Annotated in this window: 16 protein-coding genes, 1 pseudogene and 1 riboswitch; of the genes and pseudogenes, 6 read left to right on the top strand and 11 right to left on the bottom strand. The window is 59.5% G+C overall.

The window, feature by feature from the left end; genetic code table 11:
• Nucleotides 1-300: 300 nt before the first annotated feature.
• From NKJ21_RS25185 to moaA, 6 genes are all read right to left on the bottom strand, one after another.
• Nucleotides 301-1,005: a Bax inhibitor-1/YccA family protein gene (locus tag NKJ21_RS25185; RefSeq protein ID WP_004142079.1), complete on the bottom strand. Its 705-nt coding sequence runs from the start codon at nt 1,003-1,005 to the stop codon at nt 301-303.
• Nucleotides 1,006-1,050: 45 nt separating this feature from the next.
• Nucleotides 1,051-1,503, bottom strand: coding sequence for a molybdopterin synthase catalytic subunit MoaE (gene moaE / locus NKJ21_RS25190; RefSeq protein ID WP_008805750.1), 453 nt, complete (start codon nt 1,501-1,503; stop codon nt 1,051-1,053).
• A 1-nt stretch (nt 1,504) separates the two neighbouring features.
• Complete coding sequence (gene moaD, locus NKJ21_RS25195; RefSeq protein WP_012968665.1) at nt 1,505-1,753, bottom strand: molybdopterin synthase sulfur carrier subunit; 249 nt, start codon at nt 1,751-1,753, stop codon at nt 1,505-1,507.
• Nucleotides 1,746-2,234: a cyclic pyranopterin monophosphate synthase MoaC gene (gene moaC / locus NKJ21_RS25200; protein ID WP_008805748.1), complete on the bottom strand. Its 489-nt coding sequence runs from the start codon at nt 2,232-2,234 to the stop codon at nt 1,746-1,748. Before moaC ends, moaD begins: the two co-directional genes overlap by 8 nt.
• Before the next feature lie 3 nt (nt 2,235-2,237).
• Nucleotides 2,238-2,750: a molybdenum cofactor biosynthesis protein B gene (gene moaB, locus NKJ21_RS25205; protein ID WP_008805747.1), complete on the bottom strand. Its 513-nt coding sequence runs from the start codon at nt 2,748-2,750 to the stop codon at nt 2,238-2,240.
• Between the two features lie 23 nt (nt 2,751-2,773).
• On the bottom strand, nt 2,774-3,763 hold the full coding sequence (gene moaA / locus NKJ21_RS25210; RefSeq protein ID WP_022065255.1) for a GTP 3',8-cyclase MoaA: 990 nt from the start codon (nt 3,761-3,763) through the stop codon (nt 2,774-2,776).
• Nucleotides 3,751-3,889, bottom strand: a riboswitch (molybdenum cofactor riboswitch). It overlaps the preceding gene by 13 nt.
• Nucleotides 3,890-4,097: 208 nt before the next feature.
• Here moaA and yvcK point away from each other — a divergent pair.
• The 4 genes from yvcK (at nt 4,098) to pmrB (ending at nt 8,519) form a co-directional block, all read left to right on the top strand.
• A complete protein-coding gene (gene yvcK, locus NKJ21_RS25215; protein ID WP_008805745.1) occupies nt 4,098-5,003 on the top strand; it encodes a uridine diphosphate-N-acetylglucosamine-binding protein YvcK in 906 nt (301 codons plus the stop codon).
• A 103-nt stretch (nt 5,004-5,106) separates the two neighbouring features.
• Nucleotides 5,107-6,747 carry a phosphoethanolamine transferase EptA gene (gene eptA, locus NKJ21_RS25220; RefSeq protein WP_012542393.1) on the top strand — a complete coding sequence of 547 codons (1,641 nt, stop codon included), beginning with the start codon at nt 5,107-5,109 and terminating at the stop codon, nt 6,745-6,747.
• Nucleotides 6,747-7,418, top strand: a complete 672-nt coding sequence (gene pmrA / locus NKJ21_RS25225) for a two-component system response regulator PmrA (protein WP_008805743.1) — start codon at nt 6,747-6,749, stop codon at nt 7,416-7,418. Before eptA ends, pmrA begins: the two co-directional genes overlap by 1 nt.
• Nucleotides 7,419-7,421: 3 nt before the next feature.
• The gene (gene pmrB, locus NKJ21_RS25230) at nt 7,422-8,519 is read left to right on the top strand and encodes a two-component system sensor histidine kinase PmrB (RefSeq protein WP_012968668.1); all 1,098 of its coding nucleotides are present in this window, start codon (nt 7,422-7,424) and stop codon (nt 8,517-8,519) included.
• A gap of 235 nt (nt 8,520-8,754) precedes the next feature.
• Here the strand turns inward: pmrB and uvrB are convergent, their stop codons facing one another.
• Nucleotides 8,755-10,776 carry an excinuclease ABC subunit UvrB gene (uvrB, locus tag NKJ21_RS25235; protein ID WP_008805740.1) on the bottom strand — a complete coding sequence of 674 codons (2,022 nt, stop codon included), beginning with the start codon at nt 10,774-10,776 and terminating at the stop codon, nt 8,755-8,757.
• A 411-nt stretch (nt 10,777-11,187) separates the two neighbouring features.
• On the opposite strand from uvrB, the pseudogene NKJ21_RS25240 reads away from it, so the two are divergent.
• Nucleotides 11,188-11,397: pseudogene (locus tag NKJ21_RS25240) on the top strand (hypothetical protein); the annotation flags it as partial.
• Between the two features lie 89 nt (nt 11,398-11,486).
• Entirely contained in the window at nt 11,487-12,209 is a 723-nt protein-coding gene (locus NKJ21_RS25245; protein ID WP_008805739.1) for an ABC transporter ATP-binding protein, read from the top strand.
• On the opposite strand, the gene bioD is transcribed toward NKJ21_RS25245, so the two are convergent.
• From bioD to bioB, 4 genes are read right to left on the bottom strand one after another with little or no spacing between them, the layout of a single operon-like run.
• On the bottom strand, nt 12,151-12,873 hold the full coding sequence (bioD, locus tag NKJ21_RS25250; RefSeq protein WP_012542397.1) for a dethiobiotin synthase: 723 nt from the start codon (nt 12,871-12,873) through the stop codon (nt 12,151-12,153). The two genes, NKJ21_RS25245 and bioD, sit on opposite strands and share 59 nt — an antisense overlap.
• Nucleotides 12,866-13,621: a malonyl-ACP O-methyltransferase BioC gene (bioC, locus tag NKJ21_RS25255; protein WP_155011541.1), complete on the bottom strand. Its 756-nt coding sequence runs from the start codon at nt 13,619-13,621 to the stop codon at nt 12,866-12,868. The genes bioD and bioC overlap by 8 nt, the downstream gene beginning before the upstream one ends.
• Entirely contained in the window at nt 13,605-14,762 is a 1,158-nt protein-coding gene (bioF, locus tag NKJ21_RS25260; protein WP_039102985.1) for an 8-amino-7-oxononanoate synthase, read from the bottom strand. The genes bioC and bioF overlap by 17 nt, the downstream gene beginning before the upstream one ends.
• Nucleotides 14,759-15,799 carry a biotin synthase BioB gene (gene bioB / locus NKJ21_RS25265; RefSeq protein ID WP_008805734.1) on the bottom strand — a complete coding sequence of 347 codons (1,041 nt, stop codon included), beginning with the start codon at nt 15,797-15,799 and terminating at the stop codon, nt 14,759-14,761. Before bioB ends, bioF begins: the two co-directional genes overlap by 4 nt.
• Nucleotides 15,800-15,877 lie beyond the last annotated feature (78 nt).

Here is a 15,877-nt window from a genome sequence, read left to right on the forward strand (position 1 = left end):
ATCGCCCGGCGGCGCTGCGCTTGCACGGGCCTACGGGGTGTGAGCCTGTGAGAGGATCCTGTAGGCCGGGTCAGGCGCCACCCGCCACCCGGCAGCACCACGGGTACCGTGCATGATGCCATCGCCCGGCGGCGCTGCGCTTGCACGGGCCTACGGGGTGTGAGCCTGTGAGAGGCTCCTGTAGGCCGGGTCAGGCGCCAGCCGCCACCCGGCAAAATCACGGGTACCGTGCCTGATATATCGCCCGGCGGCGCTGCGCTTACCGGGCATTAGGAGATGCAACTCTTTGATATTAAGAGGTTAGCGGCGGTTGCCCATAATACGCAGCAGCATCAGGAACAGGTTGATAAAGTCCAGGTACAGCGTTAAGGCCCCGAGGATCGAGTATTTACGCAGCGTGGCGCTGTCGCGGGTGTCAATCTGCTCGCCGATGTTTTTCAGCTTCTGGGTGTCATACGCCGTCAGACCGACAAACAGCACCACCCCAATGTAGGTCACCGCCCACATCAGCGCCTCGCTCTTCAGCCACAAGTTGACCAGCGATGCCAGCACGATGCCAATCAGCCCCATAAACAGCATGCTGCCGAAGCCGCTCAGATCGCGCTTCGTGGTGTAACCATACAAGCTCATCGCCCCGAACATCCCGCCGGTGACCACAAAGGTGCTGGCGATCGATGAGTAGGTATAGGCGATAAAAATGCTCGACAGCGTCAGCCCGGTCAGCGCCGAGTAGAGCATAAACAGCGTGGTGGCCATCCCGGCGCTCAGCCGCTGCACCATCCCCGACAGCACAAACACCAGCGCCAGCTGGGCAATAATCAGCCCGAAGAAAGTGATTTTGCTCGAAAAGACGAACATCATCACCGCCGGGGTATTCGCCGCAAACCACGCGATAAACGCCGTCAGCAGCAGGCCGACCGTCATCCAGCCGTATACCTGCGCCATGTAAGTCTGCAGGCCGGTACGGCCCTGCACGATTGAATCGGAACGCGGATATCTGTCCATGACTCTCTCCTGATTAACAAAGTTTCACCCTGTAAGCGTATCACACTACCAGCGCTCTGCCGCCTGACGATCGCTGTCGCGGGCGTCGACCCAGCGTTCGCCTTCCGGCGTCGCCTCACGCTTCCAGAACGGCGCGCGGGTTTTCAGGTAGTCCATAATAAACTCGCCGGCGGCGAAGGCGCTGCCGCGGTGGGCGCTGGTGACGCCGACAAACACAATCTCTTCCCCCGGCCACATTTCGCCGATGCGGTGGATAACCGTCACCCGGCCCAGCGGCCAGCGCTCGCGCGCCAGGTTGACAATTTCCGCCAGTGATTTCTCGGTCATCCCCGGATAGTGCTCGAGGGTCAGCGCTTTTACGCTGTCGCCAAGATTGTGATTGCGCACTTTACCGGTGAAGGTAACCACCGCACCGTCTTCATCGCGCTCGGCCAGCCACGGATACTCATCGCCGACGCTAAAGCGTGCCGGGCTAACCACGATACGAGTTTGCGTCATCTTAGCCTCCGGTCACCGGCGGGAAGAACGCCACTTCGTCGCCGCTGGCGACAGGATGGTCAAACGCGGTCAGCGTCTGGTTGACTGCCGCCAGCAGCTTGCCCTCTTCCAGGGCCAGCGCCCAGCGGTCGCCGCGCGCGGCAAGCTGCTGGCGCACGGCCTCGACGGTTGCCAGGTCGCGGGCGTCGAGTGTCAGGGCATCGGTGCCGACCAGTTCGCGCACCTGGGCGAAAAACAGAACCTTAATCATGGCGTTCGTCCACCTTAAAATCGCCGGACTTGCCGCCGCTTTTCGCCAGCAGGCGCAGCGGGCCAATGACCATATCTTTTTGCACCGCCTTGCACATGTCGTAGATGGTCAGCGCGGCAACGGAGGCGGCGGTCAATGCTTCCATCTCAACGCCGGTTTTACCGGTCAGACGGCAGAGCGACTCAATGCGCACCCGGTTATGTTCCGGCTGCGCCTGCAGATTGACTTCCACTTTGCTGAGCATCAGCGGATGACACAGCGGGATCAGCTCCCAGGTACGTTTTGCCGCCTGGATCCCGGCGATACGCGCGGTGGCGAACACATCGCCTTTGTGGTGGCTGCCGTCGATAATCATCGCCAGCGTCGCCGCCTGCATTTCGACATAAGCCTCGGCGCGCGCTTCGCGCACCGTTTCCGCTTTGCCGGAGACATCCACCATATGGGCTTCGCCCGCGGCGTTAATATGGGTCAGTTGTGACATAGATTATTTCTTCAGGTGAGGAATGAAGTTACACGGACGGGTGCGGGCATCCAGCTGCGGGGCAATGATGTTGTCCCACGCCGTGCGGCAGGCTTTGGTCGAGCCCGGCATGGCAAAAATCAGCGTGCGGTTGGCGACGCCGGCCACGGCCCGGGACTGCAGCGTCGAGGTGCCGATCTCTTCGAACGACAGCATGCGGAACACTTCGCCAAAGCCTTCGACCTCACGGTCAAACAGCGGCAGCAGCGCTTCCGGCGCCTGGTCACCCTCGGTGAACCCGGTCCCGCCGGTGATCAGCACCACCTGCACGTCATCGCTGGCGATCCACGCCGACACCTGGGCGCGGATGGCGTAGCGGTTTTCTTTCACAATCGCCTTATCGACGACATGGTGTCCCGCCTCCTGCGCCGCCTCGCGCAGCCAGTGGCCGGAGGTATCATCCTCTTCGCCACGGCGGCTGGAAACAGTAAGAATAGCAATACGGGTCGGAATAAACTCAGCGCTAGCCTGGCTCATCTGAATGCTCCTTTCGAAAACGATTAACCGCCAATATAGGACAGGTTCTGCGTAATACCGGTGTTGCCCTGATGCAGGAAATGGGTCTGCTTTTTATGGGTCAAGGCTTCCGCTATCCGCGCTTCCAGCTCGGCCTGTTGTTCGTCCTCAGCCATCAGGTCGCGCAGGTCGACGCCGCCTTCGCCAAACAGACACAGGTGCAGTTTGCCAACGGATGAGACGCGCAGACGGTTGCAGGTGGCGCAGAAGTCTTTTTCATACGGCATGATGAGGCCGATTTCACCGGCGTAATCCGGGTGACAAAAGACCTGCGCCGGGCCATCGCTGCGCTGGCGGATCTGGTGGATCCAGCCGCGGCGCAGCAGCTCGTCGCGCAGCACCATGCCGGAAAGATGGTGACGGCGGAACAGATCGCTGCCCTCTCCGGTTTCCATCAGCTCAATAAAACGCAGCTGAATACGACGGGGTTGGATCCACGCGAGAAAGGTATCGAGCTGGTGATGATTAACATCACGCATCAGCACGGTATTGACCTTCACCTTGTCAAAGCCCGCGGCGAAAGCAGCATCAATGCCGTCCATCACCTGGTGGAACTTGTCCTGGCCGGTGATGGCATGAAATTGACGGGCGTCGAGGCTATCAACGCTGACGTTAATCGCCGTCAGCCCGGCATCGCGCCAGCGTTCGACATCGCGCGCCAGGCGGTAACCGTTGGTGGTAACCGCAATCTGACGGATCGCCGGGTTTTCACGCACCGCGGCAATGATTTCGGTGAAGTCGCGACGCAGAGAGGGTTCCCCACCGGTGAGGCGAACTTTTTCGGTGCCCAGCGCGGAGAAAGCGCGCGTGACGCGGCGCACTTCGTCTACGCTGAGAAAGCCGTTGTTATTGACGGCGCCGGGTTTGTAGCCGTCCGGCAGGCAGTAGGTGCAACGGAAGTTGCACACATCGGTAATCGACAGACGCAGGTAAAAAAACTTACGCGCGAATGCATCGGTAAGCTGTGAGGCCATATACACCTTTCCAAATACGGGAGGCGCGGTCATTTCTTCCCACGCCCTGGCGACACCCGGAGGGGTCGCGGCCAAACCGCCATATCTTTTGACACAGGCGAAGAGGCTAGAGTGTTAACAGGTTATGCCGATAGTAGCGCGTTACGGACGGTTTCGCCATTTGCGATTTCGTTATATAACATTGTATATATCGCTACCTTCGTGCATTTTCGCTACAGAATAGCCATAAATCATTTTTTTGCCTTGATGTCGGTCAGTTTGTCGGGCTCCTCCCATCGTCTTTTAGGGGTAGATCGGGTAGTGTGTGGCCGTTTATGTGAAATAAGGAATTTCTATGCGCAATCGTACATTCGCTGACCTCGATCGGGTGGTCGCGCTCGGCGGCGGGCATGGTCTGGGCCGGGTGATGTCCTCCCTCTCCTCGCTCGGCTCGCGGCTGACCGGCATTGTCACCACCACCGACAACGGGGGCTCCACCGGGCGGATCCGCCGCTCGGAAGGCGGCATTGCCTGGGGCGATATGCGCAACTGCATCAATCAGTTAATTGCCGAGCCCAGCGTGGCGTCGGCGATGTTCGAGTATCGTTTTAGCGGTAATGGCGAACTTTCCGGGCATAACCTCGGAAATCTGATGTTAAAGGCGCTGGACCACCTGAGTGTGCGGCCTTTAGAAGCTATCAATTTAATCAGAAACCTGCTCAAAGTAGACGCGTTTCTTATCCCGATGTCGGAACAACCGGTGGATTTGATGGCGCTCGATCATGAAGGCCATGAAGTTTACGGCGAAGTGAATATCGATCAGCTCGACAACCTACCGCAGGAGCTGATGCTTACCCCACCGGTACCCGCCACCCGCGAGGCGGTGGAAGCGATCGCCGAAGCCGATCTGATCCTCATCGGCCCGGGCAGCTTTTACACCAGCCTGCTGCCGATCCTGCTGCTCGACGAGATGGCCCAGGCGCTGCGCCGCACCCCGGCGCCGATGGTGTTTATCGATAACCTCGGCAAAGAGCACAGCCCGGCGGCGAGGCTGTCGCTGGCGGAACGCATTGCGATTATGGAGCGCTATGTGGGTAAGCGGGTGGTGGATGCGGTGATCGCCGGGCCAAAAGCCGATATCCGTGGCATCAACGACCGGCTGGTGATCCAGACGCCGCTGGAGGCCAGTGACGTGCCCTATCGCCATGATCGGGCGCTGCTTCGCGGCGCGCTGGAAAAGGCGATTCAGCTTCCTGGCTGACGCTGCGCGCCGGAGGGCCAACCTTCGGTGCACCTTAAAATCTTAAGGTTGTCTTAAAATAGGGCTGGCACTATACGCTTATCTCTTTCTGTGGGTAGGTATTATGTCGTTATTGCCTCTGCGTCGGCCGCTCTTCAGCCGCACGACTTATTTGATTCTCTTTGCTTGCTATATCGGTATCTTTCTCAACCTGGCTTTTTATCGCCAGGTATTCCCGTTACTGCCGGTAAACAGCCTGCATAACTGGCTGGTATTCCTCAGTATGCCGATCGTGGCCATTAGCGTGATGAATATCATCACCACCCTCGCCTCGTTCCTGAAGCTCGATCGGGTGGTCATCAGCCTGTTTATTCTGCTCAGCGCGTCGGCGCAGTACTTTATCTGGAACTTCGGGGTAGTGATCGACCGCAGCATGATCACCAATATCCTCGACACCACTCCGGCGGAGAGCTTTGCTCTGCTCTCCGGCGAAATGATCGCCGTCCTCGGCCTCTCGGGGGTTTTAGCGGTATTCGTCGCCTGGTGGGTGAAAATCCGTAAGCCCGCCACGCGGTGGCGCGGCGCGGCGATGCGCCTGCTCAATATCGCCGTTTCGGCGCTGCTGATTATTCTGGTGGCCGCGCTGTTCTACAAAGATTACGCCTCGGTGTTCCGTAACAACAAAGAGCTGGTGAAATCCCTGAGTCCCTCCAACAGCATTGTGGCGCTGAACTCGTGGTATGCGCACAACCGCATGGACAATCTGCCGCTGGTGAAGATTGGCGAAGATGCCAGGCAGAAACCGGTGATGCATAGCGGCCCCCGCAAAAACCTGACGATTGTGGTGCTGGGCGAAACCTCGCGCGCCGGGAACTTCTCGCTGGGCGGCTACGATCGGGAGACTAACCCACGCCTGCAACAGGACGACGTGGTGTACTTCCCGAAAACCACCTCCTGCGGCACGGCAACTGCGGTTTCCGTCCCCTGTATGTTCTCCAATATGCCGCGCGCGCATTACGATGAAGAACTGGCGCACCATCAGGAAGGCGTCCTGGATATTCTGCAGCGCGCCGGTGTTCAGGTGCTGTGGAACGACAATGACGGTGGCTGTAAGGGCGCCTGTGACCGCGTACCGCACCAGAACGTCACCGATCTGCACCTCAGCGGTCAGTGCATCGACGGCGAGTGCTACGATGAGGTCCTGTTCCATAATCTGGACAGTTACATCGACAACCTGAAACAGGATGGCATTATCGTACTGCATACTATCGGCAGCCACGGCCCGACCTATTACAACCGCTATCCGGCTGAATTCAAAAAATTCACCCCGACCTGCGATACCAATGAAATCCAAAGTTGTACGCAACAACAGTTGACCAATACCTACGACAACACCATTCTGTATGTCGACTATGTTGTTGATAAAGCGATAAAATTACTACAATCCAAACAGGATAAATTTACCACTAGCCTGGTTTATTTGTCCGATCACGGCGAATCGCTGGGTGAAGATGGCGTCTATTTGCATGGTCTGCCGTACTCAATTGCGCCGGATACGCAAAAACACGTGCCCATGCTGCTGTGGCTGTCGCCGGATTACCAGCAACGTTACGGTGTCTCCAGCCAGTGTTTGCAACAACAGGCCAAGACGAAGGATTATTCACAAGATAATCTGTTCTCCACCCTGCTCGGCCTGCTCGGCGTCAGCACCCACGAGTACCAGGCAGCAGATGATATTTTAACGCCATGTAGAGAGGCTGGTTGATGAAAATCTTAGTCATTGAAGACGATGCGCTGCTGTTGCAGGGGTTGATTCTGGCGATGCAAAGTGAAGGATACGTATGCGACGGCGTCTCCACAGCGCACGAAGCGGCGCTATCGTTGGCCAGCAATCACTACAGCCTGATCGTACTCGACCTCGGCCTGCCGGATGAAGACGGTCTGCATTTTCTCACCCGCATGCGGCGGGAGAAGATGACCCAGCCGGTGCTGATCCTCACCGCCCGCGATACGCTTGAGGATCGCATTAGCGGTCTCGATACCGGCGCGGATGACTATCTGGTGAAACCCTTTGCCCTGGAAGAGCTGAATGCGCGCATTCGCGCCCTGCTCCGCCGGCATAATAACCAGGGCGATAACGAAATCAGCGTCGGCGATCTGCGCCTCAACGTCACCCGCCGCCTGGTATGGCTGGGTGAGACGGCGCTGGAATTGACGCCAAAAGAGTATGCCCTGCTGTCGCGGCTGATGATGAAAGCCGGTAGCCCGGTGCATCGTGAAATCCTCTACAACGACATCTACAGCTGGGACAACGAGCCGGCGACCAATACCCTTGAGGTGCATATTCATAACCTGCGCGAAAAGATTGGCAAATCGCGGATCCGCACCGTCAGGGGTTTTGGCTATATGCTGGCTAACCACATCGACACGGAATAGACCATGGCTCTGTTTGCAACCGAAACCTGGACCATGCGCCACCGGCTGCTGCTGACCATTGGCGCCATCCTGGTGGTCTGCCAGCTGATCAGCGTCTTCTGGCTATGGCATGAGAGCAAAGAGCAGATCCAGCTGCTGGTGGCCAGCGCCATCGAAGGCCACAATAACCAGAAACATGTGGAGCATGAGGTACGGGAAGCGGTCGCCAGCCTGCTGGTGCCGAGCCTGTTGATCGTTGGCCTGGCGCTGTATATCAGCATGCTGGCGGTGCGCAAGATCACCCGCCCGCTCTCCCGACTGCAAAGCGAGCTGGAGAGCCGCACGCCGGACAACCTCACCCCCATCGTGCTCAGCGAATCGGTGCCCGAAGTCACGGCGGTGACCACCGCCCTGAATCAGCTGGTTTCCCGCCTCAATCTGACCCTCGACCGTGAGCGGCTGTTTACCGCCGACGTGGCGCATGAGCTACGTACCCCGCTGGCCGGCCTGCGGTTGCACCTCGAACTACTGGCGAAAGTGCACGGCGTGGGCGTCGACCCGCTGATCCAGCGCCTCGACCAGATGACCACCAGCATTTCGCAGCTGCTGCAGCTGGCGCGCGTCGGACAGTCTTTTTCCGCCGGCAGCTATCAGCAGGTGCTGCTGCTGGATGACGTGGTCAAACCGCTGCAGGATGAGCTGGAGACCATGCTGGCGCAGCGTCAACAGCGGCTGCTGCTGACGGATGTCGAAAGCGAGGCCATCGTCTCTGGCGACGCGACGTTAATCCGTGTGATCCTGCGCAATCTGGTGGAGAATGCTCACCGCTACAGCCCGGAAGGGTCAACTATCCGCGTGTCGGTGAAAGCGGGCCTGATGCCGGTGATGGCGGTGGAAGATGAAGGCCCAGGGATTGATGAGGCGAAAAGCGGCGAACTCAGTAAAGCGTTTGTGCGCATGGACAGTCGCTACGGCGGCATAGGCCTCGGACTGAGCATCGTCACGCGCATTGCTCAGCTGCATGACGCCCAGTTCTTCCTGCACAACCGCCAGCCGGGGCCCGGCGTCCGCGCGTGGGTGTTATTCCCGCGGCGCGCGGGTCAGAACGTCAGTACCCACTGATGGAAAAAGGCAACAATAATAACCAGGGCGGTGGCGACCGCCAGATATTCACGGAAGTTGATTTTTTGCATGGGCGCTATCCTCATCATGGGGAGGTTAGTGTCGCCTGGCGAGATTAAGCAAACATTAAGAAGGCCGCAATGCGGCCTTTTTCTTCTCAGGAATTTGACTGGCGGGCGGCGAGACTCGGAAAACAGACCTTTCATCCGAACGTCCGGGAGTACGCCCCTGCCCATCAGGAGGCGGCGATAAACAGCTCGCGCAGCTGATGCAACTGGTCGCGAATTTGCGCCGCCTCTTCGAACTCGAGGTTCTGGGCGTGCTGCATCATCTGCCCTTCCAGCTCGTGGATCTTCTGCTGCAGCGCTTTTGGCGTCATCTCCACGGCGCTAAGCCCGGCAGGCTCAACGGCCTTCGCTTTACCGCGCCCTTTGGCTTTAGTTTTCGCCAGGCCCTGGCCCAACTGCAGGATATCCACCACTTTCTTGTTGAGGCCCTGCGGTACGATGCCATGCTCTTCGTTATAACGCTGCTGTTTCTCCCGTCGACGCTCGGTCTCGCCAATGGCTTTGGCCATGGAAGGGGTGATCTTATCGCCGTAAAGGATGGCCTTGCCGTTGATGTTTCGCGCCGCGCGGCCGATGGTCTGGATAAGCGAGCGTTCGGAGCGCAGGAAGCCCTCTTTATCGGCATCCAGGATCGCCACCAGCGACACCTCCGGCATATCCAGCCCCTCACGCAGCAGGTTGATCCCTACCAGCACGTCAAACTCGCCAAGGCGCAGGTCGCGGATAATCTCCATGCGCTCGACGGTGTCGATATCCGAGTGCAGATAGCGCACCCGCTCGCCGTGCTCCTCAAGATACTCGGTTAAATCCTCCGCCATCCGCTTAGTGAGGGTGGTCACCAGCACGCGCTCGTTGATGGCCGTGCGCAGGCGGATCTCTGACAACAGATCGTCTACCTGGGTGGCTACCGGCCGCACTTCGATGATCGGGTCAAGCAGACCGGTCGGCCGCACCACCTGATCCACCACTTCGCCGCCGGATTTATCCAGCTCGTAGGCGCCCGGGGTTGCCGAGACGTAGATGGTTTGCGGGGCCAGCGCTTCAAATTCTTCAAACTTCATCGGCCGGTTATCCAGCGCCGACGGTAGGCGGAAACCGTACTCCACCAGCGTCTCTTTGCGCGCCCGGTCGCCCCGGTACATACCGCCGATCTGCGGCACCGTAACGTGGGATTCGTCTATCACCAGCAGACCGTCTGCCGGCAGATAGTCAAACAGAGTGGGCGGCGGCTCGCCGGGCCCGCGACCGGAAAGGAAGCGCGAGTAGTTTTCAATGCCCGAGCAGTAGCCCAGTTCGTTCATCATTTCGAGGTCGAACTGGGTACGCTGGGTTAAGCGCTGCTCTTCCAGAAGCTTGTTGTTGGCCAGCAGAACCTTGCGCCGCTCCGCCAGCTCCAGCTTGATCTCTTCCATCGCCTGGACGATGCGTTCCCGCGGCGTCACGTAGTGGGTCTTGGGATAAATGGTGTAGCGCGGCACCGTCGATTCCACGTGGCCGGTGAGCGGGTCGAACAGCGACAGGCGCTCGACCTCTTCATCAAACAGCTCAATGCGCAGCGCGATATCGTCGGATTCCGCCGGGAAGACGTCGATCACCTCGCCGCGCACGCGAAAGGTGCCGCGCTGGAAGGCCTGATCGTTGCGGGTATACTGCAGTTCGGCCAGACGGCGCAGGATAGCGCGCTGGTCAATCAGCATCCCGACCGTCAGGTGCAGCATCATCTTCAGGTACAGGTCCGGGTCGCCGAGGCCGTAGATAGCCGAGACTGACGCCACCACCACCACGTCGCGCCGCTCGAGCAGCGCTTTGGTCGCCGACAAGCGCATCTGCTCGATATGTTCGTTTACCGAGGCGTCCTTCTCAATGAAGGTATCTGAGCTGGGGACGTAGGCTTCCGGCTGATAGTAATCGTAGTAGGAGACGAAATACTCGACGGCATTCTCCGGGAAAAACTCTTTCATCTCGCCATAGAGCTGGGCCGCCAGGGTTTTGTTTGGCGCCAGCACCATCGTCGGCCGCTGCAGGTCGGCAATCACGTTGGCGATGGTGAAGGTTTTACCGGAGCCGGTGACCCCCAGCAGCGTTTGATGCGCGAGCCCATCCTCCAGCCCCTCTTCCAGGCGGCGGATGGCTTCCGGTTGGTCTCCGGAGGGGCGAAAGGCGGAATGCAGAACAAACGATTTACTCATTGATCAAAACCTGAAGATGGATTTAGCGGCCGGTGTTTAATTCTACCCTCCGGCCCATTTTTTGCCAACAAATTATACTGGATATTTAAACAGTGCATCACTATGATAGCGTCAGTAAACGGCTTATTTTGCCGCCATGGTGCGCATAAAACGCGCGCCGGGTGGAATAATCCTCCGGCCGGCAGGGTTATCCCCAGAAATTTTTACCTTTTAACATTTGTCAAGCGGACGGGTGAAAGTTTTATGGCAGTAGATGACGCTTTTCTTACACCCATTGATTTTATATAACACGCTGATATTTAAGTACTTTAACAAAAAGACGCCTTTCGCGCCAATTCAGCCGCAGGCCGCGTACGCTCTAGCTTACCGCAGGTTTTCTAACTCTAATACACAAGGTTATCCACAGGAATAGTGGATAACTGCCTGCAGCCCAAGACCGCCGCCGCCCGGCGCAAATCGACTTTCGCTGTAAACCGTGCGGCGAAAAATTTTTATCGAACTATTTTTGATAACTATCCGTTTAAAGCCGCTCGATTTTTGCTGCTTTTTGCACCACCCTTTAGCGTCGGGCACCGGAAAAGTGCAGCGCCCGCGCTGACTATGCCCGATGGTGTCGGCGTTTCGCGGTTTTTTCCGAGCGTTCTTTTTCCTGGCAAGAGTTTTGCAGCATCTTTCTGTCGCCCTGACGCCAGGATAAGGAGAAAACGTCCATGTTGAATTTACAGGCAGTAAATCATTTTTACGGTAATCAGCACTCGCTGTGGAATGTCGATCTTGAACTACGCCCGGGAGAGTGCATTGGCGTACTAGGACGCGAGGGAATGGGAAAAACCACCCTGGTCAACTGCATTGCCGGCCATCTGCCGGTGGCCAGCGGTCGGATGACCTGGCATGACATTGGCGCCCCGCCATGCGATCTCACCCCCCTGTCCGCTCAGTCGCGCAGCGCCATCGGCATCGGCTACGTGCCGCAGGATAAACGCATCTTTTCCCAGCTCAGCGTGGAAGAGAACCTGCATATTGCCCTGGCGGCCGGGAAACCCGGGGCTAACGCCAGCGGCGGCGAAATTTATGACCATTTTCCCGAACTCTATGCGCTACGGCAGCGCAAAGGCGCTTCGCTAAGCGCCGACGATCAGTACCAGCTGGCGCTGGCCAGGGCGCTGATCGTCCAGCCACGACTGCTGATCCTTGACGAACCCTCACGCGGCGCAGGGCCGCGCTGCCTGCAAAAGCTGGCGGAATTGCTGCTGCGGTTAAATCGCGATATCGGTCTGACGGTGCTGCTCGCCGAGCAGCACCTGCCCTTTATCCGCCGGGTGGCGGATCGGTTCTGTGTCCTTCACCGGGGGCGTAATGTCGCCGAGGGCGATATTATGGCGCTGGATGAACCGCTGCTGGCGCAGTGGATGACGCCAGATCCAGCGCGCTGAGATCCAGATACTGGCCGAGATCGTCGCGCTGCGCGATATCGACAAGCCACGGTATTTCACCAAGAAACGGCGCGGCCAACCGGTTTTTCAGCGTCGCCAGATATTCGCCATGGCGCTTGCCCGGCGGCTGCACGTCATTGGCGATCCAGCCCGCCAGCGGCAGCCCCGCCTGGCGCACCGCCTGGGCGGTAAGCATCGCATGGTTGATACAGCCGAGCTTGACCCCCACCACCAGAATCACCGGCAGCTGCTCCTGCTGCGCCCAGTCGGCGAAGGTCAGGGTGTCCGAGAGCGGCGTAAACCAGCCGCCGGCCCCTTCCACCAGTACCCAGTCTGCCAGGCGCTCCAGTTCGCGTAAGCCACTGGAAAGCGCCGCCGCGGCAATCGGTCGCCCTTCATCGGCGCTAATAATATGCGGCGAGGTCGGTTCGGCAAAAGTATAAGGGTTGACCTGTTCATAGCTCAGCGCCACCCGGCTATTACGCTGCAGAGCCAGCGCATCTTCATTGCGTAACCCTTGTGCGGTCAGGTCGCTACCGGAAGCCACCGGTTTATAGCCGGCGGTGTTAAAACCCAACTGGTTCGCCGCCTGCAGCAGTGCGCTGCTGGCGACCGTTTTCCCGACTTCAGTATCGGTTCCGGTGACGAAAAAACGTTTAGTCACGTTCAATGACTCCTGTAAAAAGATAATACGTCAGCGGGCAGATACCCTGCTGTTGCGGCCAGGCCAGCTGCAGTTCGCGCAGTTTGCCGCGGCCAAGCGGGGCGGATGCCCTCCCCTGGTGCAAATGGGTAGCGCCGATGCCCTTCAGGGAGCGCATAGCGCTCAGCGCATCGGAGAACGGCAGGCTAATCTGATGAACGACGCCTTCGGCGCGCAGGCCGCTCAGTGCGGCCCTTACCGCCGGTTCGCTGAGAAAACGGTTGGCATGTGGCCGGTCGTCGATAGCCTGCCACGCCTGATTGAGCTCCGGCAGCGATCCGGCCAGCAGCGTGGTAAACGCCACCCGCCCGTCGGGTCGCACCACCCGGCACAGCTCGCCGATCGCCGCGCGCAGATCGTCGCACCACTGCACCGCCAGGTTGCTCCATGCCAGATCGACGCAGCCATCCGGCAGAGGCAGCGCTTCGATATCGCCCTGCAGATAATGCTGCGCGGCGTCGTGGCGCTGCGCCTGGGCCAGCATGCCGGCGGAGAGATCCAGCGCGGTCACCACGCTGCCCGCCTCACGCCAGTAGCGGCTCATGCTGCCGGGGCCGCAGCCAGCATCCAGCACCTGAGCAAAATCGCGGCGCGCCAGCTGGCGCAGCAGCAGATCGGCGCTGCGCCGCTGCAGTTCATCATGTTGCGTATAGCCGCTGGCCGCCCGGCCAAACGCCGCGGCCACCGCCTGCTTATTCACCGTGACCATGCAGCGCCTCCAGTAAACGGTTAATGTCCTCAGCCTGATGAGCGGCGGTCAGGGTCAGACGCAGGCGAGCGCTGCCGACCGGCACCGTCGGTGGTCGGATCGCCGTCGCCCAGCAGCCGGCCTCGCGCAGACGGCAGGCCAGGCTCAGCGCTCGCGCGTTATCGCCGACGATCAGCGGCTGGATCGCGCTGACGGAATCGGTCAGCCCCAGCGACACATCGCCCATCCCTGCACGGAACTGACGGATGCGGGCGGCCAGGGTTTCCCGCCGCTGCTGGCCCTCATCGCTACGAATGACCCGCAGCGCCGCGCTCAGCGCCACCGCCTGGGCGGGCGGCATGGCGGTGCTGTAGATCAGATGACGGGCAAACTGCAGCAGATAATCCGCCATCGATTCGCTACACAGTACCGCCGCGCCGCTCACCCCAAACGCCTTACCGAAGGTGACCACCAGCAGCTCCGGGCGCACCCCCTGCGCGGCGCAGCTTCCACGCCCTTCCTCACCGACCACGCCGATGCCGTGGGCGTCATCCGCCAGCAATACCGCCCCGGCGGTCTGCGCTGCGGCGTGAATGGCCGCCAGCGGCGCGCTGTCGCCGTCCATACTGAAAATGCCTTCAGTCACCACTAACTGCAGACCGTCCAGCGGTTTCGCCAGCAGCTGCGCGAGCTGCTGCGGATCGTTGTGGGCAAAGCGCCGCAGCTGGGCCGGGCTGAGGCTCGCCGCTTCCAGCAGGGAGGCGTGGCTCAGGCGGTCGGCGACAATCCGATCCTCTTTTTCCGCCAGCGCGGCAACCAGTGCCTGATTGGCGGCAAAGCCGGAGATAAACAGTAGCGCGCGCGGGTAACCGAGCCAGTCGGCAAGTTCCTCTTCCAGCGCGCGGTGGGCCTCACTATAGCCGCTCACGTGGCCCGATCCGCCGGAGCCGACGCCATAACGTTCCGCCCCCTGCTGCCAGGCGGCGATAATGCCGGCATGCTGGCTCAGGCCCAGGTAATCATTGCTGGAGAAGTTGAGCCAGCGCTCCCCTTCGCGCTCCAGCCAGCGTCCGGCGCCGTGGCTTACCGGCAGGCGGCGGCGAAACGCATCCGTCTGCTGCCGCTCGTCCAGCGCCCGCTCGATTCGTTGCTGCCAGGTCATAGCGCCGCCGCGTTGTAATATTCCTCAGTGTCGGGGGTGAGTAGAGCCTGCTCCAGGCGCTGCTGCTGCTCATTATCGCCTTCCAGTACCGCCGTCTGCTGCGGGTTGATCCCCAGCTTGCGGAACAGCTGCAGGTCTTTGTCCTCTTCCGGGTTCGGCGTGGTGAGCAGCTTGCAGCCGTAGAAAATCGAGTTCGCCCCGGCCATAAAGCACATCGCCTGGGTCTGCTCGTTCATCTGTTCGCGGCCGGCGGAGAGACGCACGTAAGAGGTGGGCATCATGATGCGTGCGATGGCGATGGTGCGGATGAAATCGAAAGCGTCGACATCGTCGTTATCCGCCAGCGGCGTGCCTTTAACTTTCACCAGCATGTTGATCGGCACACTCTCCGGCGGCGTCGGCAGATTAGCCAGCTGCAGCAGCAGCCCGGCGCGATCTTTTACGGTCTCTCCCAGCCCGACGATGCCGCCGGAGCAGACTTTGATCCCGGCATCGCGCACTTTATCCAGCGTATCCAGACGCTCCTGATAGGTACGGGTGGTGATGATGTTGCCGTAAAATTCCGGCGAGGTGTCGAGGTTATGGTTGTAGTAATCAAGCCCCGCGCCAGCCAGGCGCTGCGCCTGGCTGTCGGTCAGGGTACCGAGCGTCATACAGGACTCCAGCCCCAGCGCCTTGACGCCTTTCACCATCTGCTCCAGATAGGGCATATCGCGGTCATTGGGGTTCTTCCACGCCGCGCCCATGCAGAAGCGGGTTGAGCCGGCGTTTTTCGCCTGACGCGCTGACTCCAGCACCTGCTCGACTTCCATCAGGCGCTCGGATTCAAGACCGGTTTTGTAGCGTGCGCTTTGCGGGCAATATTTACAGTCTTCCGGACAAGCGCCGGTTTTAATCGACAGCAACGTACTGACCTGCACCTGACGCGGGTCAAAATGCTGGCGGTGGATTTGCTGCGCTTCGAATAACAGATCGATGAGTGGTTTATTAAATAACTCAGTAACTTGCGACATTGTCCAGCGTGCGTGGTGAGCCATTAGCCTCTCCAAAAGGTTTTGTTAATTTGCGGTTCGGTTTATACTCGTAAACCTAAATGTTTTCAAAATGGTTTACAA

The sequence above is a fragment of the Klebsiella sp. SWET4 genome (assembly GCF_024296565.1).
In the GTDB taxonomy this organism is placed as follows: Bacteria; Pseudomonadota; Gammaproteobacteria; order Enterobacterales; family Enterobacteriaceae; genus Klebsiella; species Klebsiella variicola.

What these genes read in the sequence shown, in the direction of transcription:
- bioC (WP_155011541.1), bottom strand. Translation starts at nt 13,621, where the DNA reads ATGGTCACGGTGAATAAGCAGGCGGTGGCCGCGGCGTTTGGCCGGGCG.
- moaB (WP_008805747.1), bottom strand. Translation starts at nt 2,750, where the DNA reads ATGAGCCAGGCTAGCGCTGAGTTTATTCCGACCCGTATTGCTATTCTT.
- bioF (WP_039102985.1), bottom strand. Translation starts at nt 14,762, where the DNA reads ATGACCTGGCAGCAACGAATCGAGCGGGCGCTGGACGAGCGGCAGCAG.
- moaC (WP_008805748.1), bottom strand. Translation starts at nt 2,234, where the DNA reads ATGTCACAACTGACCCATATTAACGCCGCGGGCGAAGCCCATATGGTG.
- NKJ21_RS25185 (WP_004142079.1), bottom strand. Translation starts at nt 1,005, where the DNA reads ATGGACAGATATCCGCGTTCCGATTCAATCGTGCAGGGCCGTACCGGC.
- yvcK (WP_008805745.1), top strand. Translation starts at nt 4,098, where the DNA reads ATGCGCAATCGTACATTCGCTGACCTCGATCGGGTGGTCGCGCTCGGC.
- pmrB (WP_012968668.1), top strand. Translation starts at nt 7,422, where the DNA reads ATGGCTCTGTTTGCAACCGAAACCTGGACCATGCGCCACCGGCTGCTG.
- uvrB (WP_008805740.1), bottom strand. Translation starts at nt 10,776, where the DNA reads ATGAGTAAATCGTTTGTTCTGCATTCCGCCTTTCGCCCCTCCGGAGAC.
- eptA (WP_012542393.1), top strand. Translation starts at nt 5,107, where the DNA reads ATGTCGTTATTGCCTCTGCGTCGGCCGCTCTTCAGCCGCACGACTTAT.
- moaA (WP_022065255.1), bottom strand. Translation starts at nt 3,763, where the DNA reads ATGGCCTCACAGCTTACCGATGCATTCGCGCGTAAGTTTTTTTACCTG.
- moaE (WP_008805750.1), bottom strand. Translation starts at nt 1,503, where the DNA reads ATGACGCAAACTCGTATCGTGGTTAGCCCGGCACGCTTTAGCGTCGGC.
- NKJ21_RS25245 (WP_008805739.1), top strand. Translation starts at nt 11,487, where the DNA reads ATGTTGAATTTACAGGCAGTAAATCATTTTTACGGTAATCAGCACTCG.
- moaD (WP_012968665.1), bottom strand. Translation starts at nt 1,753, where the DNA reads ATGATTAAGGTTCTGTTTTTCGCCCAGGTGCGCGAACTGGTCGGCACC.
- bioB (WP_008805734.1), bottom strand. Translation starts at nt 15,799, where the DNA reads ATGGCTCACCACGCACGCTGGACAATGTCGCAAGTTACTGAGTTATTT.
- pmrA (WP_008805743.1), top strand. Translation starts at nt 6,747, where the DNA reads ATGAAAATCTTAGTCATTGAAGACGATGCGCTGCTGTTGCAGGGGTTG.